Source organism: Roseateles sp. SL47, from assembly GCF_026625885.1.
In the GTDB taxonomy this organism is placed as follows: Bacteria; Pseudomonadota; Gammaproteobacteria; order Burkholderiales; family Burkholderiaceae_C; genus Roseateles.
In genome coordinates, this window is the sequence record NZ_CP113068.1 from 519,205 (window position 1) to 538,819 (window position 19,615).

17 protein-coding genes are annotated in these 19,615 nt (G+C 66.7%); 9 read left to right on the forward strand and 8 right to left on the reverse strand.

Going from position 1 to position 19,615, the window contains the following annotated elements; translation table 11 throughout:
- Window positions 1–3: 3 nt before the first annotated feature.
- Complete coding sequence (locus OU995_RS02180; protein ID WP_267833706.1) at window positions 4–1,164, reverse strand: 5-(carboxyamino)imidazole ribonucleotide synthase; 1,161 nt, start codon at window positions 1,162–1,164, stop codon at window positions 4–6.
- Window positions 1,164–1,688, reverse strand: coding sequence for a 5-(carboxyamino)imidazole ribonucleotide mutase (gene purE, locus OU995_RS02185; protein ID WP_420714797.1), 525 nt, complete (start codon window positions 1,686–1,688; stop codon window positions 1,164–1,166). Before purE ends, OU995_RS02180 begins: the two co-directional genes overlap by 1 nt.
- Window positions 1,689–1,888: 200 nt before the next feature.
- Here purE and OU995_RS02190 point away from each other — a divergent pair, with 200 nt between their 5' ends.
- Window positions 1,889–2,845, forward strand: a complete 957-nt coding sequence (locus tag OU995_RS02190; RefSeq protein ID WP_267833707.1) for a tetratricopeptide repeat protein — start codon at window positions 1,889–1,891, stop codon at window positions 2,843–2,845.
- Between the two features lie 4 nt (window positions 2,846–2,849).
- On the opposite strand, the gene OU995_RS02195 is transcribed toward OU995_RS02190, so the two are convergent.
- Window positions 2,850–3,617, reverse strand: coding sequence for a DeoR/GlpR family DNA-binding transcription regulator (locus tag OU995_RS02195; protein WP_267833709.1), 768 nt, complete (start codon window positions 3,615–3,617; stop codon window positions 2,850–2,852).
- Between the two features lie 241 nt (window positions 3,618–3,858).
- Here OU995_RS02195 and OU995_RS02200 point away from each other — a divergent pair, with 241 nt between their 5' ends.
- From OU995_RS02200 to OU995_RS02230, 7 genes are all read left to right on the forward strand, one after another.
- The gene (locus tag OU995_RS02200) at window positions 3,859–6,117 is read left to right on the forward strand and encodes a TonB-dependent receptor (protein WP_267833710.1); all 2,259 of its coding nucleotides are present in this window, start codon (window positions 3,859–3,861) and stop codon (window positions 6,115–6,117) included.
- Window positions 6,118–6,191: 74 nt separating this feature from the next.
- Window positions 6,192–7,403 (forward strand): alkaline phosphatase D family protein, encoded by a 1,212-nt coding sequence (locus OU995_RS02205; protein ID WP_267833711.1) that lies wholly within the window; start codon window positions 6,192–6,194, stop codon window positions 7,401–7,403.
- Window positions 7,400–8,491 (forward strand): ABC transporter substrate-binding protein, encoded by a 1,092-nt coding sequence (locus OU995_RS02210; RefSeq protein ID WP_267833712.1) that lies wholly within the window; start codon window positions 7,400–7,402, stop codon window positions 8,489–8,491. The genes OU995_RS02205 and OU995_RS02210 overlap by 4 nt, the downstream gene beginning before the upstream one ends.
- A gap of 245 nt (window positions 8,492–8,736) precedes the next feature.
- The gene (locus tag OU995_RS02215) at window positions 8,737–9,714 is read left to right on the forward strand and encodes an alkaline phosphatase family protein (protein WP_267833713.1); all 978 of its coding nucleotides are present in this window, start codon (window positions 8,737–8,739) and stop codon (window positions 9,712–9,714) included.
- Window positions 9,711–10,541: an ABC transporter permease gene (locus OU995_RS02220; RefSeq protein ID WP_267833714.1), complete on the forward strand. Its 831-nt coding sequence runs from the start codon at window positions 9,711–9,713 to the stop codon at window positions 10,539–10,541. The genes OU995_RS02215 and OU995_RS02220 overlap by 4 nt, the downstream gene beginning before the upstream one ends.
- Window positions 10,538–11,425, forward strand: a complete 888-nt coding sequence (locus tag OU995_RS02225; RefSeq protein WP_267833715.1) for an ABC transporter permease subunit — start codon at window positions 10,538–10,540, stop codon at window positions 11,423–11,425. The genes OU995_RS02220 and OU995_RS02225 overlap by 4 nt, the downstream gene beginning before the upstream one ends.
- Before the next feature lie 86 nt (window positions 11,426–11,511).
- Entirely contained in the window at window positions 11,512–12,555 is a 1,044-nt protein-coding gene (locus OU995_RS02230; protein ID WP_267833716.1) for an ABC transporter ATP-binding protein, read from the forward strand.
- A gap of 22 nt (window positions 12,556–12,577) precedes the next feature.
- Here OU995_RS02230 and OU995_RS02235 read toward each other — a convergent pair whose 3' ends face one another.
- Genes OU995_RS02235 through fba form a run of 4 tightly spaced genes read right to left on the reverse strand, consistent with a single transcriptional unit; the run spans window position 12,578 to window position 16,205 of the window.
- Entirely contained in the window at window positions 12,578–13,717 is a 1,140-nt protein-coding gene (locus tag OU995_RS02235; protein WP_267833717.1) for a hypothetical protein, read from the reverse strand.
- A gap of 13 nt (window positions 13,718–13,730) precedes the next feature.
- Entirely contained in the window at window positions 13,731–14,627 is an 897-nt protein-coding gene (locus OU995_RS02240; protein WP_267833718.1) for a phosphoribosylaminoimidazolesuccinocarboxamide synthase, read from the reverse strand.
- A 51-nt stretch (window positions 14,628–14,678) separates the two neighbouring features.
- Window positions 14,679–15,116, reverse strand: a complete 438-nt coding sequence (locus OU995_RS02245) for a gamma-glutamylcyclotransferase family protein (protein WP_267833720.1) — start codon at window positions 15,114–15,116, stop codon at window positions 14,679–14,681.
- 24 nt (window positions 15,117–15,140) lie between these two features.
- Window positions 15,141–16,205, reverse strand: coding sequence for a class II fructose-bisphosphate aldolase (fba, locus tag OU995_RS02250; RefSeq protein ID WP_267833721.1), 1,065 nt, complete (start codon window positions 16,203–16,205; stop codon window positions 15,141–15,143).
- Between the two features lie 349 nt (window positions 16,206–16,554).
- Here fba and OU995_RS02255 point away from each other — a divergent pair, with 349 nt between their 5' ends.
- Window positions 16,555–17,574 (forward strand): STAS-like domain-containing protein, encoded by a 1,020-nt coding sequence (locus OU995_RS02255; protein WP_267833722.1) that lies wholly within the window; start codon window positions 16,555–16,557, stop codon window positions 17,572–17,574.
- A gap of 492 nt (window positions 17,575–18,066) precedes the next feature.
- Here the strand turns inward: OU995_RS02255 and pyk are convergent, their stop codons facing one another.
- A complete protein-coding gene (gene pyk / locus OU995_RS02260) occupies window positions 18,067–19,497 on the reverse strand; it encodes a pyruvate kinase (RefSeq protein ID WP_267833723.1) in 1,431 nt (476 codons plus the stop codon).
- Window positions 19,498–19,615: the final 118 nt, after the last annotated feature.

Genomic DNA, 19,615 nt, shown 5'->3' on the forward strand with positions numbered 1-19,615 from the left:
GTTTCACCATTCAGCCGGCAGACCCAGCAAGGCGCAAGCCTGGCGGGCGCTGGCACGGGCAGCCTCAGGGGTGGCGGCCACCAGGTTCAGGTGGCCCATCTTGCGGCCCACGCGGGCCTGGGCCTTGCCGTACAGATGCAGCGAAGCGCCCGGCAGGGCCAGCACGGCCGCCCAGTCCGGGGTGCGTTCCTGCCCCTGGGCATCCAACCACAGGTCGCCCAGCAGGTTCAGCATGACCACCGGGGAATGCAGACGCGGCTCGCGCAGCGGCAGGCCTGCCATGGCGCGTACCTGCATCTCGAACTGGGAGATGTCGCAGGCGTTCATGGTGTAGTGGCCGGAGTTGTGAGGGCGCGGGGCCATCTCGTTGACCACCAGCCGGCCATCTTTCAGCACGAAGAACTCCACACACAGCACACCCACATACCCCAGGCCCTGCGCAATGGCGACGGCACTCTGGCGGGCCTGGGTCTGCAGGGCGTCAGGAACAGCGGGGGCCGGGACTTCCGTGACGGCGAGAATGCCGTCCCGATGCAGGTTCTGCTGCACCGGATACGTCACCGCCTGGCCGTCGGCGCCACGCACCACCAGCACGCTGAGTTCCAGCGCCAGGGGCAGCATCTGTTCCAGGACACATTCCACCTCGCCCAGTTCCTGGAAGGCTGCGACCAACTGCGTCCGGTCGGCGACGCGGCGCTGGCCCTTGCCGTCATAACCCAGCCGTGCCGTCTTCAGGATGCCCGGGAGCAGCTCGTCGCCGACGGCGGCCAGGTCCGCCTTGCTGCGCAGCACGGCATACGGAGCGCAGGGCACACCACTGGCCACGAAGTGGGCTTTCTCGCGGGCACGGTCCTGGCAGACGGCCACGGCACTGCCGGCCGGTGCCACGGTGCGAGTGGCCGCCAGCGTCTCCAGGGCGCGGGCCGGCACATTCTCGAATTCCGTGGTGATGGCGTGGCAGCGCTGGGCCAGTTGGGCCAGGGCGCTGCCATCCAGATAGTCGGCCTTCAGATGAGCCTGGGCCACGGCTCCGGCCGGGCTGGCGGCATCCGGGTCGAGCACGACGCAGGTGTAACCCAGCGACTGGGCCGCCTGCACGAACATGCGGCCCAGCTGGCCGCCTCCCAGCACCCCCAGGGTGGCTTCACCGGGCAACAACGGCATTAGCGCAGCTCCTCGGTCATGGCGGTCGCCACAGCGGTCTGGCGCTTGCGGAAAGCGTCCAGTTGGTCACGCAGCTGCGGGTTGTCGCGGGCCAGCAGGGCCACCACAAACAGCGCGGCATTACCGGCGCCGGCGGTGCCGATGGCAAAAGTGGCCACCGGAATGCCCTTGGGCATCTGGACGATGGAGTGCAGCGAATCCACCCCCTGCAGGTGACGGCTGGCCACCGGCACGCCCAGCACCGGCACCAGCGTCTTGGCCGCCAGCATGCCGGGCAGATGGGCCGCACCGCCGGCCCCGGCGATGATGGCGCGCAGGCCACGGCCCTCGGCCGCTTCGGCATAAGCGAACATCTCGTCCGGCATGCGATGCGCCGAGACCACCCTGGCCTCGAAGGGGACGCCGAACTCGGTGAGAATGTCGGCGGCGTGCTTCATGGTCTCCCAGTCACTGCTGGAGCCCATCACCACGCCGATTTGCGGAGCGATGAGGGGAGCGATGTCGGGAGTGGTGGCGCTGCTCACGGGTTCGGTCCTGATTCGTCTAATCCAGAAACCTTGAATTGTAGGCGGCCAACCTCAGTTGCCATGTTTCCGGCCATTGCCGGGCTGCATAGAAAGCGTGTTCGCACCAAAATGCGCCGCTGCCGGACCGTCATTTGCCTGCACGCCGGCCACAGATCCACCGATGGCTCCACCGCCCAACGTTCCCAGTTGAACCCGACATGACCGACATCACCCTGCAAAACTTCGAATCCGAGCTGTTGCAAGCTTCCATGCAGCAGCCGGTGCTGCTGGACATCTGGGCCCCCTGGTGCGGCCCCTGCCGTACGCTGGGCCCGATGCTGGACAAACTGGAAGTGGCCTATGCCGGCCGCTTCAAGCTGGCCAAGCTCAACAGCGACGACCAGCCGGAAATCGCCACCCAGTTGAGCCAGGCGTTTGGCGTGCGGTCCATTCCGTTCTGCGTGATGTTCGTGGGGGGCCAGCCCGTGGACGGCTTTGTGGGCGCCCTGCCCGAAGCGCAGATCCGCGAATTCCTGGACCGCCATGTGCCCACCGGCGAGGCGCTGGAAGCGGAAGAAGATCTGGCCGAGGCCCAGGCGCTGATGGAAGAAGGCGACAGCGAAGCCGCCCTGCAGAAGCTGCATGCGGCGGTGCAGGCGGACCCGTCCAACGAAACAGCACGGTTCGACCTGGTGCGGGCCCTGCTGGAAGCCGATCTGCTGGATGACGCCAAGGCCGCTTTTGCGCCGGTGGCCGCTCAGGCGGCCGACACCATCACGCCGCATGCGCGTTTTGCGGCGCTGACGGTGTGGATCACCGCTGCGGAGCGTGCCGCCCAGGGCATGGACCCGGCCGGCCTGCAGGCCGCCATTGCCGCCAACAAGCGGGATTTCGACGCCCGCTTCACGCTGGCCCAGGGCCTGCTGGCTGGCCGGGACTTCACCGGCGCCATGGATGAGCTGCTGGAGATCATCATGCGGGACAAGACCTGGAACGACCAGCTCGCCCGCAAGACCTACGTGGCCATCCTGGAGCTGATGACCAAGCCGCCTGCGGCTCATGCGGCTGCCGCCGAGAACAAAGCCGGGCTGCAACTGGCCGGCCCGAGCGCAGTCGCTTCGGCCGATCCGCTGCTGGATCAGTACCGTCGCAAGCTGAGCATGGCGCTGTTCTGAACCTTCAGAACAGCACCTCCCCGATGCCCGCCTGCCGCAGCCGCGCCAGCTCCTGCGGGTCGGCGTCGGCATCGGTGATCAGCACATCGATATCACTGCAGCGGCAGACCTGCATCCGGCTGCCCTGCCCCAGCTTGCTGGCATCGGCCAGCAGCACACGCTGGCGCGCCTGCCCCAGCATGGCCTGCGCCAGGGCCACCTCGGCCCAGACATAGCTCGACGCCCCCATGGCGGCGTCCAGCGCGGTGGGCGAGATGAAGGCCAGATCCACCCGATGGCGGGCAATCTCCGCGATGGTGAATGCACCAAAGCTCGCCTGCACATCGGGGTGATAGTCGCCCCCGAGCAGCATCACCTCATGGCTGCCCTGCCCGGCCAGCGCGTCGGCCACCGCCACTGAATTCGTGATCAGCCGCAGGCCGTGCAGCCCCGGCTGCTGCGCCAGCACCTGCGCCAGCGCCCGGGTGGTGGAGCCCGCATCGATCAGGCAGGTGCTGCCCGGCCTCAGCAGGCCGGCGGCCACCCGTCCCATGGCCTGCTTCTGCCGCTGCCGGGACTGGGCCCGTTCCGCATAACTCGCTTCCACCGCTACGGCGGTCGGCACCGCGCCGCCATGCACCCGGCTCAGCTTGCCGTTCTGCTCCAGCTCGATCAGATCTCGCCGCACGGTCTCCTTGGACACGCCCAGCTCGCGCGCAGCGGTTTCGGTGGTGACCCGATGCCGCTCATGGAGCATCGAAAGAATCCTGTCGTGTCGTTCCTGGGACCACATGGGGGTCACTGTCTCCTGTCTTGTGCGGGCGCCGTTCACGCCTGCATTGGCGCAGGTGTGAACGCCATCTTCATGACAGTTTGAGGATTTTTCTGTGATGTTGTGGATTTCCAGCGGCAGCCTGTGTTTTCAGTGTTGTCGTTGTGTTGTCTTGTGTGTTTGTGACAGTGCGCAGCGACACGCCGGTCCGGGCCGGCCGAAGTCCTCCTTCATCGCTCCACTCCATCACCGAGAACGACCCATGAAACATCCGCTGATGCCCACCGCCCTGGTCCTCGCCCTGGGACTGCTCCATGCCTGGCCTGTTGCCGCCCAATCGACCGACAGCACCAGTAGCGCCGACAGCAAAGCCGCCACCGAGCTGGACCGTGTGACCGTCAATGTCGGGCGCGGCATGCTGCGCTCGGTGCAAAGCCTGAGCCAGAGCGAATTCGAGAACGCGCCGGCCGGCACCAGCCCGCTGCAGACCCTGTCGCGCCTGCCCGGCGTGAACTTCCAGGCGGCCGACGGCCTGGGCAACTATGAATGGTCCACGCGCTTCACCGTGCGCAGCTTCTCCCAGAACCAGGTGGGCTTCACCCTGGACGACGTGCCGCTGGGCGACATGTCTTATGGCAACTTCAACGGTCTGCACATCAGTCGCGCCATCTCCAGCGAGAACATGGGCCGCGCCTCGTTGTCGCAGGGCGCAGGTGCCCTGGAAGCCGCGTCCTCCAGCAACCTGGGCGGCACGCTGCAGTTCTATTCGTCCGACCCCTTGGACCAGTTCGGCGCCCGCGTGTCGCAAACGGTGGGCAGCGACTCGGACCGCCGCACCTTCCTGCGCCTGGACAGCGGCAACACCGCCTTCGGCCAGGCCTACATCAGCTACACCAACCAGAACACCGACAAGTGGAAGGGCCACGGCGAGCAGCGTCAGGAGCAGTGGAACCTGAAGTGGACCCGCGCCATCGGCGACAGCCGGGTGTCCGCCTTCCTGAACACCTCGCGCCGCAAAGAGGTCGACTACCAGGACATGTCGCTGGCCCTGATTCAAAGCAAGGGTGACACCTGGGACAACTTCTACCCGGATTTCGGGGCTGCCGTGAAGGCCGCCAACACCCTGTGCGGCGCCAACGGCAGCACCTATGTGGCGGCCTGTGACGACGCCTACTATGCGGGCGCCGGCCTTCGCAATGACGAACTGGGCGGCGTGTCCCTGGACCTGCGCCTGGCGGATCACACCACCTGGAAGACCACGGCCTACTATCACCACAACAAGGGGGCCGGCCTGTGGTTCACCCCCTATCAGGCGTCTCCGGATGGCACGCCGATTTCGCTGCGCACCACGGAATACAGCATCCATCGCTGGGGCGTGGTGTCGAATGCAGAAATGGAGCTGGGTGATCACCTGCTGAAGGCCGGTGTCTGGTTCGAGGACAACGACTTCGACCAGGCGCGCCATTTCTATGCCACCAGCGCGGCGTCGATCCCCAGCGTCTATGAGTTCCCGAGCAACCCCTTCCTGACGCAGTGGCAATACGCCTTCAATACGAAGACGTCGCAGTTGTCTCTGTCGGACACCTGGACGGTGGCCAAGGACCTGACGCTGGGCGCGGGCTTCAAGTCACTGCGGGTGGCCACCGACGGCGTGCTGGAAAAGGGCACCGGCATGCCCTCCGGCAAGATCACCGCCAAGAAGGGCTTCCTGCCGCAGCTGGGTGTGAACTGGCGTCTCTCCGACACCAACGAGCTGTATGCCACCGTGGCCCGCAACATGCGTGCCTACCAGGCCGCTGCCACCGGCACCTCGCCCTACGCCACCACCGCCGCCGGGTTCGATGCCATCAAGGGCTCGCTCAAGCCGGAAACCTCGGACACCTATGAAGCGGGCTGGCGCACCAGCGGTCGTGGTTATGAAGGCTCGGTCAGCGCCTACCTGGTCAACTTCCACGACCGTCTGCTGAGCGTGCAGCAGGGCTCCGGCATCCAGGGCAACCCGGTGGTGCTGTCCAACGTGGGTGACGTGCGCGCCACTGGCATTGAAGGCTCCTTGTCCTTCCGCCTGAGCAGCACGGTGAGCTGGTACAACAGCGTGAGCCTGTCCAAGGCGGAGTACCGCGACAACGTGGTCAGCAACAACGTGGTGGTGGCCATCCAGGGCAAGCGGGTGGTGGATGCCCCCGACACCATGTTCAAGTCGCAACTGGGCTATGACGACGGCGCGCTGTTCGGCACGCTGGGTCTGGACTACCTGTCCAAGCGCTACTACACCTACACCAACGACAACTCGGTGCCGGACCGTACCCTGGTCAATCTGACGGCCGGCTATCGCATGAAGAACGTGGGCATGCTGCGCGAGATCAGCCTGCAAGGTGGGGTGAACAACCTGCTGGACAAGCACTACATCTCGACCATCGGCAGCAACGGCTTCACCAACAGTGATCCGTCCGGCACCTACGCCACGCTGCTGCCGGGCGCCCCCCGCCAGGTGTTTGTGACGCTGACCGGCAAGTTCTGACCATGGACGGCACGCCTCTCCCCAGAGGCGCGGAGGGCGCTGTGGCGCCTTCCACGCCGGATTCAAGCGCCTCCTTGACCCGCCGCCAGCTGATGGTGGCGGGCTCGCTGGCGGCCGGGCCACTGGCTGCGGTGGGTCAGGCCCTGGCGGGACCGGCCACATCGGCAGCCCCACAGCCCGGCAGCGGCGCTGCGGACCCCGCAGCGGTTCCTCCCAAGCGCATGCGGATCGCCTTTGGTTCCTGCGCCCGGCAGACCAAACCGCAGCCGATCTGGCAGGCGATTGGCGCCGCGCAGCCGGACCTGTTCATCTTCCTGGGCGACAACCTCTATGCCGATGCCCGCGACGAGGCCACACTGCGCCAGCGTTATGCGGAGTTCATGGCGGTGGAGCCGCTGCAGGCCTTCCGGCGGCAGACGCCGCACATCGCCATCTGGGACGACCACGACTATGGCGACGACGACGAAGGCGGCGACTACCCGCTCAAGCGCCTGTCCCAGCAGTTGTTCTGTGATGCCTGGCAGGAGCCGGCCGACTCGCCGCGCCGCCGCCAGGCCGGCGTTTATGCGAGCTATCGGTATGAAGTGGCCGGCCGCCGTGTCCAGGTGATCTTGCCGGACCTGCGCTTCAACCGCAGTGCGCTGACCACCGACCCCAAGCTCAAGTCCAGTTATGGCGCCATGGTGCTGCGCGCCAAGCTGAGTGGTCAGCCCATGACCGGCTGGTATGTGCCGGACCCCTCGCCCACCGCCACGATGCTGGGCGAGGCTCAGTGGCAGTGGCTGGAAGCCTGCCTGCGGGAGCCGGCCGATGTGCGGCTGATCGGGTCCAGCGTGCAGTTCGCCGCCGAAGGCAGCGGCTGGGAATGCTGGGCCAATTTCCCGCATGAGCGGGAACGGCTGACCCGGTTGATTCAGGAGACCGGCGCAGAGGGTGTCGTGTTCATCAGCGGCGACATGCATTACGCGGAGATGTCGCGCCTGGAGGTGCCGGGTGCGTATCCATTGTGGGATGCCACGTCCAGTGGCCTGACCGAGGTCTGGAACATTCCCACGCCCAACCGGAATCGCCGGTCCGAGGTGATCGCCGCCTGCAATTTTGGTCTGCTGGACATCGAGGCCAGCGGCGACGACACGCTGCTGCGCTTCTCGTTGTGCGACGCGCAGGGCGTGCCGAAGGTGACGCAGACGGTGGCCGTGTCGACGCTGCGGCTGCCCGCTGGGAAGACTGCTGAAATGGCCGCCCCCACCGCGGCGGCCTCGGGAGCCTCGGGAGCCTCATCATGAGGGCGCCGCTGTCACGCCGCCGCCTGCTGCAGGCCGGGTCCGCGCTGCTGGGCAGCATGCCCGTCGCGGCCCTGCAGGCGCAGGCCAATCCCGCCGGACAGCCTTCGGTGCAGGACCTGATCGCCGGAGCGCGCCGCGAAGGCCGCATCCACAGCCTGGGCATGCCGGACGACTGGGCCAACTGGCGCGCGGTCTGGGCGGATCTGCAGCGGCTGTATGGGCTGGTGCATGTCGACACCGACATGAGCAGTGCGGAAGAGATTGCCAAGATGGAAGCGGAACGGACCAACGCCAGCGCCGACATCGGCGACGTGGGTTTTGAGTTCGGCCCGATTGCCAAGGCTCGTGGCATCACCCGCCCCTACAAGCCGACGGTGTGGGCACAGGTGCCGGACTGGGCAAAGGATGCCGACGGCCATTGGGCTCTCGCCTACACCGGCACCATCGCCTTCGCGGTGAATCGCCGACGGGTGCGGGACGTGCCGCGCAGTTGGCAGGCCCTGTTCGCCGGTTCGTTCCGGGTGCTGATTGGTGAAGTGGGCCGGGCGGCGCAATCCAATGCGGCCGTACTGGCGGCCGCGCTGGCCCTGGGCGGTGCTGAAACCCGACTGGCGCCGGCGCTGTCGGCCTTTGGCAGGCTGGCGGCCGATCGCCGCCTGCTCAACGTCAATGCGAGCCCGGCGCTGATGGAACGCGCCGAGGCGGACGTGTTCCTGCTGTGGGACTTCAATGCGCTGAGCTACCGGGCGCGTTTGCCCAATGCCGCCGACTATGAGGTGCTGATTCCCTCCGACGGATCGGTGACCAGCGGCTACACCACGCTGCTGAACCGTTGGGCCCCGCATCCGAATGCGGCGATGCTGGCACGGGAGTTCATCTTCAGTGATGCGGGCCAGTTGCACCTGGCGCGCGGGCATGCACGCCCCATCCGCATCGGCCAGTTGAGCCTGCCGGCCGATCTGAAAACCGAGTTGTTGCCCGAATCGCAGTACGCGCGCGCCCAGGCGCTGAAGCCGGCCCTCTGGACCGAAGAGGTCAAGAAGCTGCCGCGCGCCTGGCAGCGCGAGGTGCTGGGAGCGGCGCGGTGAGGCCCGCTGTGGGGCCCGCAGGGATGCCCGCAGTGATGGCTGCGGCGAGGCTCGCGATGAGGCCTGCGGTGTCGGCCAGCACGGGGTCGGAAGGGCTGCCCGACTCAAGTCGGCTTCTGAGCGACCTGGATGGCGGTCTTCATAGGGACCTTCATGGCGCGCCTGATAGCGCCACTCATAGCGCCACTGATAGCGCCCTTCATGGCGCCCCTCATAGCGGCCTGCAGAGCGGCCGTCGGCTGGTGATGCTGCTGGCGGACGGCTTGCGAGCCGATACGGCGCGGGATTACATGGGTTATCTGCATGCTCTGCACGACGCCGGGCGCGCGCAATGGGCGGAGCTGCGTTGCGAAATGCCCAGCCTGTCGCGGCCGCTGTATGCGACGCTGCTCAATGGTGAGCCTCCGCTGGCGCATGGGATTCTGGGCAATGGGCACGCGGGGCAGGTGGGGCAGGCATTGCCGCGTCATCTGTTCCAGGTGCTGCAGGCGCAGGGCCTGCGCAGCGCCGTGGCGGCCTATCACTGGTTCTACGAACTGCTGAGCGGGGAGGTGTTTGATCCGACCCGCCATCGCGACGCACTGCCGGCCGGCACCGGGATCGTGGGCGCCCGCTGGTATTGGGAAGACGACTATCCGGACAGCCATCTGCTGGCCGATGCAGAGTCTCTGCGCAGCACGCATGCGCCCTCGCTGCTGTTTGTACACCCGATGGGGCCGGATCTGGCCGGGCATGTGCATGGCGGCGAATCCACGGCTTATGCCATGAGCGCGCGCAAGCTGGACATGCTGCTCGCCCAATACCTGCCACGCTGGCATGCCGCCGGGTATGACCTGCTGCTGACCAGTGACCACGGGATGAATGCAGACCGCATGCACGGAGGTCCGCTGAGTGTGGAGCGCGAGGTGCCGTTGATCTGGGTGCCTCATGACGCCGGAGCGGCGGGTGGTGTGGGTGGTGTCGCCGCGGCGAGTGCGGCGGGTGCGTCCGATGCAGCGGGTGATGCGGATGCTGATGGCGCTGCGGGTATAGCGGATACAGCGGCTACAGCGGTTGATGGGCGTGGCGCAGAGGCGGCGAGTCGAGCGGATGACAAGAGTCACCGTGCCGCCCCCCCAGCGTTGCGCCCCCCGTTGCCCAAGCGCCAGACCGAGATCGCCGCCTGGGTGCTGATGCAACTGGGCCTGACGCCGCCGGACTCGATGAAGGCCTTCCGCGCATGAGGTTCAGTCGCCGCTCGGCCTGGGGATGGGCTCTGCCGCTGATGCTGCTGATGGGCGGTGCCCTGGTGCTGCCCTTTGTCTGGCGGACCGCCGGGCTGCTGTCGGACTGCATCACGCAACCGGGCGGATGCGCCTTCGCGGATCTCACGTCGGACGGCTATTACCTCCAGGCCGCCTGGAACACCTGGTGGCTGTCCTGCACCTCGGCCCTGGTCGGGCTCCTGATCGGCCTGGGCGCGGCCATTGCGTTGCAGCAGCATCCCCGTGGGGAGCGATGGGTGAGCGGCCTGGCGAGCCTGGGTGCGAACCTGTCCGGTGTTCCGCTGGCCATGGCGCTGTTGTTGCTGTTCGGCTCACAAGGGGCGGTCACACTGGCCGGCCAGGCCCTGGGCCTGACACTGGGACCGGACCTGCAGGGACTGGGCGGCCTGCTGCTGGCCTATGTGTGCTTCCAGGCGCCACTGGCGGTGCTGCTGCTGATGGCGCCGGTACGCTTGATGGAAGGGTCGCTGGCGGAGGCTGCTGCCACGCTGGGCGCTTCGCCCTGGCGGTTCTGGCGCCAGGTGGGGCTGCCCTTGCTGTTGCCCAGTCTGGTGGAGACCTTCGGCCTCTTGTTTGCCAATGCCGCAGCGGCGTTTGCCACGCCGTTTGCCCTCGCCGGCACCGCCGCTCATGTGCTGGCGGTGCGGATCGCCTCGCTGGTGACTGGCGACATCTTTGCGCAGCCGGAGTTGTCTGCCGTGCTGGGGCTGGTGCTGTTCCTGATGATGGCAGTGATGCTGGGAGCGAGCCGATGGGTGGCCGCGTGCTTGAGGCGGACCTCATGAATCGCGTGAATCAGCCCGACACGGGGGGCCGCATGCGCCAGCGCGGGGTTTGGAAGTTCTCCTCGCTGGCCTTGCTGGTGCTGGCGGGGCTGGTGCTTGTGCCCATGGCCACGCTGCTGCTGTATGCCATGAGCGAGCGATGGGACCGCCACTGGTGGCCGGAATCACCGACGCTGGAGTGGCTGAGCGACGCCGTGCGGAACCCTCGTGTGCAGGCCGCAGCAGCGCGAACCGCCGGGTTGGCCTTGTGCAGCGCCGTGCTGGCGCTGGTGTGTGGCGCACTGGCGACGTTGCCGGCGGTGTTGTCCACCCAATTGGAACGCGAACACCGCCGTGGCGGGCTGGTCCGCCTGCTGGATGCAGCGGCCTTGCTGCCGTTTGCCATCGCGCCGGTGGTCATGGCCATCAGCGCCCTGGAGCTGTTTGTCGGGCGCTGGGGACAGTGGTCGCCGTTGCCGTTGCCGTTGCCGTTGGTGTATGTGGCCGTGGTGGCGCCGACCCTGTTCCCGCTGGTCCACAAGACCCTGCAGTCAGCCCTGCATCAACTCCAGGCCGCATCCCTGATCGAGGCAGGGAGAACGCTCGGCGCCAGTGACGGCCAGGTGCTCCGGCAGGTGCTGCTGCCCTTGCTGGCCCCCAGCCTGCTGGCGGCGTTGATGCTGGCCTGGGTGAGCGCCGCCATGGAGTTCGCCATTGCAAATCTGTTGTTGGGTGGCGAGCAGGAACTGCTGCAACCCTTGATGAACAGCCTGCGAAACGTCAATGGCCATCAGGCTGCCGCACTGATGGTGCTGACGCTGGTGGGCATGGCGGCCCTGATGGCGCTGGCCGGGCTGATGAATGCCTGGCGCCAGGCAGCCGGCGCTTCTGCACATTCAAAGTGATGACGACCTCCCCTTTGCTTCCCCACCGCGAGGCCCACCCGGCGCCTCCTCGTCATTCTGGCCCTTCCGCCCCGTTGGAGGCGCCCTTGGAGGGACGCTGGGAGGCGCAGCTGGACGTGACGGACGCGCGCCTGGCCCTGGGGGGGCGCTGGGTTCTGGAGGATGTGGCGCTGACGGTGGCACGGGGTGAAAGCGTGGTGCTGCTGGGGCCGTCAGGCTGCGGCAAGACCACCTTGCTGCGGGCCATCGCGGGGCTGCAGCCGCTGGATAGCGGGCATCTGCACATGGCGGGCCGGGAGGTCGGCCGGCTGCCGCCACAGGCGCGGGACATCGGCATGATGTTCCAGCACTACGCGCTGTTTCCGAATCTGAGCGTGCGCGAGAACATTCTCTTCGGCATGAAGGCGCGTGGCATGGCGCCAGATGCGGCGCAAGCCCGTCTCCAGACGCTGCTGGCCATGATCGATCTGCAATCGCTGGCGGGGCGGCTGCCGGCGGCCTTGTCGGGCGGTCAGCGCCAGCGGGTGGCCTTGGCGCGGGCCTTGGCGACCCAGCCCCGGCTGCTACTGATGGATGAGCCGTTTTCAGCGCTGGATGAGCATTTCCGACTGCCGCTGCGGCGACAGTTCCGGCAGTTGCAGCGCAGCCTGGACCAGAGCTGCCTGATCGTCACCCACGACCGCGAAGAGGCCTTTGAACTGGCGGACCGGGTGGCGGTGATGCTGAATGGCCGGATTGCACAATGCGCCTCGCCGAGGGACCTGTGGCGGGCACCCGCGAGTGTGGCGGTGGCGGATTTCCTGGGCGTGTTCAACCGGTTCGATGCAACGCGATTGCCAGGGGGCTGGCAGCGCGACCGGGGCCATTGGCTGGCCCCGATTGAAGCGATGCAGGTGGTGGCCGCTGACGCGCCGTGGCCGGAGGATGCCTTGCAACTGCACGGCACCCTTCAGGCGGCCTATTGGGGCCAGCAGCGCGTGGCGCTCGAGTTCATGCCGTCAACGGGTCCCGCGCAGGCCTGCGCGGGTGTGATGACGGCGTGGTGTGACCATCAGGCGACCCTCCCCGCCACCGGGCAGACGGTGCGGCTGGCCGTGCCAGCCCGCGCGTTGTGCTGGTTGCCGCAATAGGACTCAGCAGTGATGCGCCGGATCAGCCGGTCAAGCCACTCTGTACCAGCGCCTGCCGCCAATGCTGCTGGTGGGTGGCAAACTGAGCCCACACCTGCGCAGCCAGGGCTTCATGCCGCTGGGCGTCGGCGGTTTCACCAAGCAGACCGAACACCTGCGCCAGGCGGCTGTGGGTGATGGCGCGGTCGTCCAGATCGCAGCTGGGGTCCAGCTCCACTTCGGCCTCGCGGGCCTGACGCAAGGCCAGGTCCTGCTGGCCGCTGTTGGCGCGGCACCAGGCCACGTCCGAGAGCAGGCTGCTGCCGAGCCGCTCCAGCCCCAGTGACATGGCCTGCGGCAGGTGCTGCTCATACAAGGTGCGGGCCTCTTCGAAGCGGCCTTCCACGGTGAGCACCTGCGCACGCAGCACGGGTGTCAGCTCGTTCATCATGGCGGCGCCCACGGCAGCGTCATAGTGGCCGATGGAGTCCACGCTCAGCAGCATCTCCTGCACCCGCACCTTGCCGGCCAGGCTGTCACGGCGCAGCTGCGCCACCCGCATGGCGGCCATGTTGTACATGAGCGCCGAGAGGGTGGTGTCGTCGCCTTCTGCGGCAGCATGCAGGCGGGCGCGCTGGTACCAGCGCTGTGCCGTTTCCCCGTCCCCCGTGAAGTGCCAGGACACGCCCAGCGCCATGCTCAGGCGAGCCAGGGCGCCATGGTCTTCGTCGGGGCGTGCCAGCGCCAGGCAGCGGCGCGCATGGGTGATGAGCCCATCCAGTTCATGCCGCACAAAGGCCAGCTGCGCCAGCCAGGCATCCGCCAGCACCTGCACCTCTTCCAGGCCGGGATGGGTGGAGGCAATGGCATAGGCGCGCTGGATGCGCTCCTGTGCCGGCTGTAGCGAGAAGCCGTTGTAGTAGGCCATCAGGCCTTCGGACAGGTGCAACCAGGCGCCGATGTCGGCATGCGGATGCTGGAAGGACAGCTGATGGAGCAGCGTCAGCGCTTCGCGGGCTTCGGTCAGCGCGCCGTGGCGGGCCAGCTGCATGGCGCGGCGGGCACGCGGGCCCACCGAGGCCATGGGCGATGGCGCGGACGCCACTTGCTGGTCCAGTTGCTTGAACAGCCGGGACTTGGGCGTCGCGGGCGACGCGCCGGAGCCGTGTGTCGGGTCTTCCATGGCGGGGCCGGTCTCAGCGCGTCAGCCGTTCCAGCGCTTCCTGGTACTTCGCGGAAGTGTTGGCAATGACCTCGGCCGGCAGGGTCGGCGGCGGAGCCACCTTGCCCCAGGGTTGACTGTCCACGGTGGCCTGTTCCAGCCAGTCGCGCAGGAATTGCTTGTCGTAGCTGGGCGGGTTGCTGCCGACGGCATAACTTTCGGCGGGCCAGTAGCGGGAGGAGTCGGGCGTGAGCACCTCGTCCATCAGCGTCAGGGTGCCGTCGGCATCGAGGCCGAATTCAAACTTGGTGTCGGCAATGATGATGCCCTTGGTGAGGGCATAGTCGGCCGCACGGCGGTAGAGCTGGATGGCGATGTCACGCACGCGCTCGGCCATGTCGCGGCCGATGATGCTGGCGCAGCGCTCGAAGTCGATGTTCTCATCGTGGTCGCCCATGTCGGCCTTGGTGGCAGGCGTGAAAATGGGCTCGGGCAGCTTGCTGGCATTGTGCAGGCCGGGCGGCAGTTGCACGCCGCAGACGGTGCCGCTGGCCTTGTATTCGGACCAGCCACTGCCTGCGAGGTAGCCACGCACCACGGCCTCGATGGGCAGCGGCTTGAGGCGCTTGACCAGCATGGCGCGGCCACGAACCTGGTCTTGTTCGGCCGGGGTGACCACGGAGAGCGGGTCGTCACCGGTGAGGTGGTTGGGGACGATGCCGTCGAGCTTGTCGAACCAGAAGAGCGCCATCTGGGTGAGCAGCGCGCCCTTGCCCGGGATCGGCTCGTTCATGATGACGTCGAAGGCCGAGATGCGGTCCGACGCGATCATGAGGATGCGGTCCTCCCCCACGGCATAGTTCTCGCGCACCTTGCCGCGCGCGATGAGGGGAAGGGATGTGATGGAGGAGGTGTGCAGGGCGGCAGTCATGGACGGTACGCACGGGGCAGTGCGGGACGGGTGCGGGGGAACTTCGGGATTCTAGGGAAGTTCTGTGTCCGTGCCGAATCCGGCGTAACGCGTGACGAAACGGGCCTTGCCTTCGCGCTCAAAGCGGGCTTCATCCCAGTCGCCCGGGTCCAGGAGATGGGCCCGGTCGGCTTTGAAGAGGTAGGTCCAGGCCCGTAGCGGCACGCCGTCGGGCCCGGTGATGAGAACTTCGCTGCGCTGGTAATCACTGCCCTCGAAGGCGTCGAGGCGAGGCCAGGCGGCCTCCGGCAGGTCGATGTAGACGCAGCCGGAGACCTCCGTTCCGGTGTGGGGCCGCAGACCAGGATAGTCCTGCCCGCGCACTGGATGGCGGGCGTGGTCCGAGAGCCGGGCGGGTTGCGGGGGATGGGCCGGCGTGGCGTCGGGTCCGCAGACCCGGGCCATGATGTCGGCCCACATCAGCGAGCCGTAGGCAAACAGGTGTGCCACGCGGTGGCGCCCTCCCCGGCCGGTTTACTGGACCACCTGGGCCAGTTCGCCGTTGGCGTAGGCCTTGGCGGTGTCCACCAGGCTGCGCGGCTTGATCTTGCCGGCCTGCCCTTCGCAGCCGAATTCGACATAACGTTGCTTGCAGACCAGCTTGGCCGCTTCACGGGCCGGCTTGAGCCATTCGCGGGCGTCAAACTTCTCGGGATTTTCGTGCAGGAACTTGCGCACGGCGCCGGTCATGGCCAGGCGGATGTCGGTGTCGATGTTGATCTTGCGGACGCCGAACTTGATGGCTTCCTGGATCTCTTCCACCGGCACGCCGTAGGTTTCCTTCATGTTGCCGCCGTACTGGCGGATGAGCTCCAGCAGTTCCTGCGGGACGCTGGACGAGCCGTGCATCACCAGGTGGGTATTGGGGATGCGGGCGTGGATGTCCTTGACGCGGCTGATGGCCAGGATGTCCCCGGTGGGCTTGCGGGTGAACTTGTAAGCGCCGTGGCTGGTGCCGATGGCAATGGCCAGGGCGTCCAGGCCGGTGGCCTTGACGAACTGGGCGGCTTCTTCAGGGTCGGTCAGCAGGGCGGCATGGTCCAGCACGCCTTCGGCACCGATGCCGTCTTCTTCGCCGGCCATGCCGGTTTCGAGTGAACCGAGGCAGCCCAGTTCACCTTCCACCGTCACACCGACGCGGTGGGACAGTTGCACGACCTGGCGGGTGACTTCGATGTTGTAGTCGAACGAAGCAGGGGTCTTGCCGTCGGGCATCAGGGAGCCGTCCATCATGACGGAGCTGAAGCCGAGGTCGATGGCGCCCTGGCAGATGGCCGGGGTCTGGCCGTGATCCTGGTGCATGACCAGGGGGATGTGGGGATACGCTTCCACCGCCGCCTGGATCAGGTGCTTGATGAAGCTTTCGCCGGCATATTTGCGGGCGCCCGCGCTGGCTTGCAGGATGACGGGGGCATTGACCTCGTCGGCCGCAGCCATGACGGCCTGGACCTGCTCCAGGTTGTTGACGTTGAACGCGGGAATGCCATAGCCCTGTTCAGCGGCATGGTCCAGCAGTTGGCGCATCGAGACGAGTGCCATGAAGGTTCTCCGGAGAAGTGAAAAATTCTTGGGGGGCAGGCTCGCACAGAACAGGCGATGTAACCACGCCGTAACTGCAACGATTCTAGCCAGCCCATGTGTCGAGACCTGTAACGCCCCCCAAACAAGTGCTGCAGGCCGGTGGGGGCATCGGGCGCCTGGCTTGGGGGTCTGTTCGCTTGCACACCAAGCAGGGCGGCCGGTACCCTTGAGGACGTGGAGCCAGGGTGGGGGCCAGATGGGCGGGCATGGGCACCGCTGAGGCGGAAGTGAGCAAACTTCGTGCCTTGGCATGCCGGTGCCGTGCAAGCGGTACCCTCCCCGCTGCCGCTGTAACCCCTGGAGTTTCATGACCCGTCTTGTGCTGGACCAGCTGACGCTGTGGATCACCGCCGCCGCCCACGAACATGGGCTGGATCTGGCCTCCCACGTGGAGGAACGCACCGGCGCCAGCCGTCGGGCCGCGTTGGCCGCCTTGAAGCGGCTGGTGGACGCGCAGTGGCTGGTGCGCAGCGGTACCAGCCGTCGGCCGGTGTACTCCCCAGGTGCGCTTCGGCAGGTGGTGCGCAGTTTCACGCTGCACCAGTTGCAGGAGGATGTGGCCTGGCAGCGGGATTTCGCGCCCCATTTTGAGTTCCCGAAACATGTGCAGCGGATGGTGCAGCATGCCTTCACCGAGTTGGTGAACAACGCGATTGATCACAGCGGCGGCACCAGCGTGACGGTGTCGCTCCGCCAGACACCGCGTCATGCGCAGTTGTTGGTGTCGGACGATGGCTGCGGGGTGTTCGAGAAAATCTGCGGGACCTATGAGCTGACGGATGCCCAGCATGCGATGCTGGAACTGAGCAAGGGTCGGTTGACAACACAACCCCAGGCGCACACCGGGCGCGGGTTGTTCTTCAGTTCGCAGTTGGCCGATGTGTTCGATATTCATGCGAACGGGAAGGCCTTTCAGCGGCGAGCCTGGGAAGGCAACGCGTGGCAGCCAGGACGCGGGTTGCCCAGGCAAGGCAGCTCCATCTACATGGCCGTGGCGCTGGATACCTCCCGCACGCTGGAACAAGTGCTCGGGCAGTGGAGCATCGACGGCAGCGGCATCACCTTCGATCAGACCCGGGTGTTGCTTCAGCTCGTCGTCGGGCCAGGCCAAATGCTCGATTCCCGCGCACAGGCTCGGCGCGTCGCCACCCGCCTGCCACAGTTCAAACGCGTCGAAATCGACTTCACCGGCGTCGAGGACGTCGGACATGCGTTCGCGGATGAGCTGTTTCGGGTTTTCGCGCGGGCGCATCAGGAGGTGGATCTCGTGCCGCTCAATATGGCTCCGAGAGTCGCAGCATTGGTACAGGCAGTCAGGAGCGCTTGAGGGGTTCGGGGCTCGCGGCTCGATCCCGCATGCGGGAGGCAGAGCGCAGAAGCAGGATGGGAGCGGGCGGCGGGGAGTGAGTCCGGAGGTCTTGAGGGCCCCGCCCTCAAGACTCCCCTGCGGTGCTCAGGAGTCGGGGCGGGCCCAACTCGCTTCGCTCACCTTCGGCTCGCTCCGCTCAAACAGCCGGTCCCTCTCGCTAGTCATTGATGCGCGCTCCGCGCGCTCCCCGACTCCCTCCGCTCCTCGGCTCCTCCCACACTCCCCGCCGCCCGCTCCCATCCCGCTTCCACTCCCACCCAGTACCTCCCCCAGTCCCCCCAGCACCCCGACAGCCCACATCGAGGTACGCAGGTCGGGGTCGGGGTCGGGGGCGGGGGCGGGACGGCCACGACTTGAATGATTGGCTGGCCCTAAGCCGGTCAGGCAGGCAGGTGGGTGGTTGGGTGGTTGGGTGGTTAGGTGGGTGGGGACGCCAGGCGCGGAGGTGGCTTAGCCGACGCGGCAGACCTTCAGCATGTTCGTGCCGCCGGGGTAGCCCATGGGCTCGCCGCAGGTAATGGCATAGGTGTCCCCCGGCTTCAGGATGCCCCGAGCCACCAGCAGGTCTTCCGCAGCCTTCAGCGCCTGGTCTCGATCATCAAAATTGGGCATCAGCACCGGCGTGACGTTGCGGTACAGCGCCATCTTGCGGTGGGTGAGAACCTGCGAGGTCAGGGCGTAGATCGGAACATGGATGCGGTGGCGGCTCATCCACAGGGCCGTCGATCCCGATTCGGTCAGCGCCACAATGGCCTTGCAGCCCAGGTGGTGCGCCGTGAACAACGCACCCATGGCAATCGACTGGTCAATGCGGCCAAACTGGCGGTTCGCAAAGTCGGTGTCCAGGCTGACGAATTCAGCGTTCTCCGCCTCCAGCGCAATGCTGGCCATCTGCTCAATGGTCTCCACCGGGAAGCGGCCCGCCGCCGTCTCCGCACTCAGCATGACCGCGTCAGTGCCATCCAGCACCGCATTCGCCACGTCCGACACCTCGGCACGCGTAGGCACCGGGTTGACGATCATCGACTCCATCATCTGCGTGGCGGTAATGCAGAGCTTGTCCAGCTCCAGCGCCATGCGGATCATCCGCTTTTGCAGGGCCGGCACCGCCGCATGCCCCACTTCCACCGCCAGGTCCCCACGCGCCACCATGATGCCGTCACTGGCCTTGAGGATGGCCTCCAGATGCGGAATGGCTTCGTAGCGCTCGATCTTGGCAATCATTCCGGGCTTGTGGCGCCAGCGCTCACCCGCCACATTGGCCAGTTGCCGCGCCATTTCCATGTCGGTCGCATTCTTGGGAAAACTGACCGCCAGGTATTCACACTGGAAAGACATCGCCGTTTTGATGTCCTCCATGTCCTTGGCCGTCAGGGCCGGCGCCGTCAGGCCCCCACCCTGCTTGTTGATGCCCTTGTTGTTGGACAGCTCTCCGCCCTGCTTGACGATGGTGTGCACCTGCGAGCCACGCACCGATTCGACCGTCAGCACCAGCAGGCCATCATTGAGCAGCAAGGTGTCGCCAGGCTTCACGTCACGGGGCAGTTCCTTGTAGTCCAGGCCCACGCACTGTTCATTGCCCAGTTCGGTACGGTCGGCATCCAGCACAAACGGCGTGCCGTTGATCAGCTCGATCTTGCCGTTCTCAAACTTGCCCACACGGATCTTGGGCCCCTGCAGGTCGGCCATGATGGCCACTTCCTTGCCCGCACGCGCCGCTGCTTCCCGCACCAGCCGCGCACGGTCGATGTGGTCCTGCGCCTTGCCGTGAGAGAAGTTCAAGCGGACAACGTCCACGCCCGACTGAATCATCCGCTCCAGCACCTCCGGTGAGGACGATGCTGGACCCAGGGTGGCGACGATCTTGGTGGCGCGGAACATGGCGTTGTCTCGGTCTGAAATTTAGTTACAGCGGCCGATTATGGATCGCATCCGGGTCGGCGAGGGGTTCCCGAAGGTTACCAGCGGGTTTCCAACAGGGGGAACACGGCAAGACCGG

What these genes read in the sequence shown, in the direction of transcription:
- OU995_RS02180 (WP_267833706.1), bottom strand. Translation starts at nt 1,164, where the DNA reads ATGCCGTTGTTGCCCGGTGAAGCCACCCTGGGGGTGCTGGGAGGCGGC.
- OU995_RS02190 (WP_267833707.1), top strand. Translation starts at nt 1,889, where the DNA reads ATGACCGACATCACCCTGCAAAACTTCGAATCCGAGCTGTTGCAAGCT.
- OU995_RS02195 (WP_267833709.1), bottom strand. Translation starts at nt 3,617, where the DNA reads ATGTGGTCCCAGGAACGACACGACAGGATTCTTTCGATGCTCCATGAG.
- OU995_RS02200 (WP_267833710.1), top strand. Translation starts at nt 3,859, where the DNA reads ATGAAACATCCGCTGATGCCCACCGCCCTGGTCCTCGCCCTGGGACTG.
- OU995_RS02210 (WP_267833712.1), top strand. Translation starts at nt 7,400, where the DNA reads ATGAGGGCGCCGCTGTCACGCCGCCGCCTGCTGCAGGCCGGGTCCGCG.
- OU995_RS02215 (WP_267833713.1), top strand. Translation starts at nt 8,737, where the DNA reads ATGCTGCTGGCGGACGGCTTGCGAGCCGATACGGCGCGGGATTACATG.
- OU995_RS02220 (WP_267833714.1), top strand. Translation starts at nt 9,711, where the DNA reads ATGAGGTTCAGTCGCCGCTCGGCCTGGGGATGGGCTCTGCCGCTGATG.
- OU995_RS02225 (WP_267833715.1), top strand. Translation starts at nt 10,538, where the DNA reads ATGAATCGCGTGAATCAGCCCGACACGGGGGGCCGCATGCGCCAGCGC.
- OU995_RS02235 (WP_267833717.1), bottom strand. Translation starts at nt 13,717, where the DNA reads ATGGAAGACCCGACACACGGCTCCGGCGCGTCGCCCGCGACGCCCAAG.
- OU995_RS02240 (WP_267833718.1), bottom strand. Translation starts at nt 14,627, where the DNA reads ATGACTGCCGCCCTGCACACCTCCTCCATCACATCCCTTCCCCTCATC.
- fba (WP_267833721.1), bottom strand. Translation starts at nt 16,205, where the DNA reads ATGGCACTCGTCTCGATGCGCCAACTGCTGGACCATGCCGCTGAACAG.
- OU995_RS02255 (WP_267833722.1), top strand. Translation starts at nt 16,555, where the DNA reads ATGACCCGTCTTGTGCTGGACCAGCTGACGCTGTGGATCACCGCCGCC.
- pyk (WP_267833723.1), bottom strand. Translation starts at nt 19,497, where the DNA reads ATGTTCCGCGCCACCAAGATCGTCGCCACCCTGGGTCCAGCATCGTCC.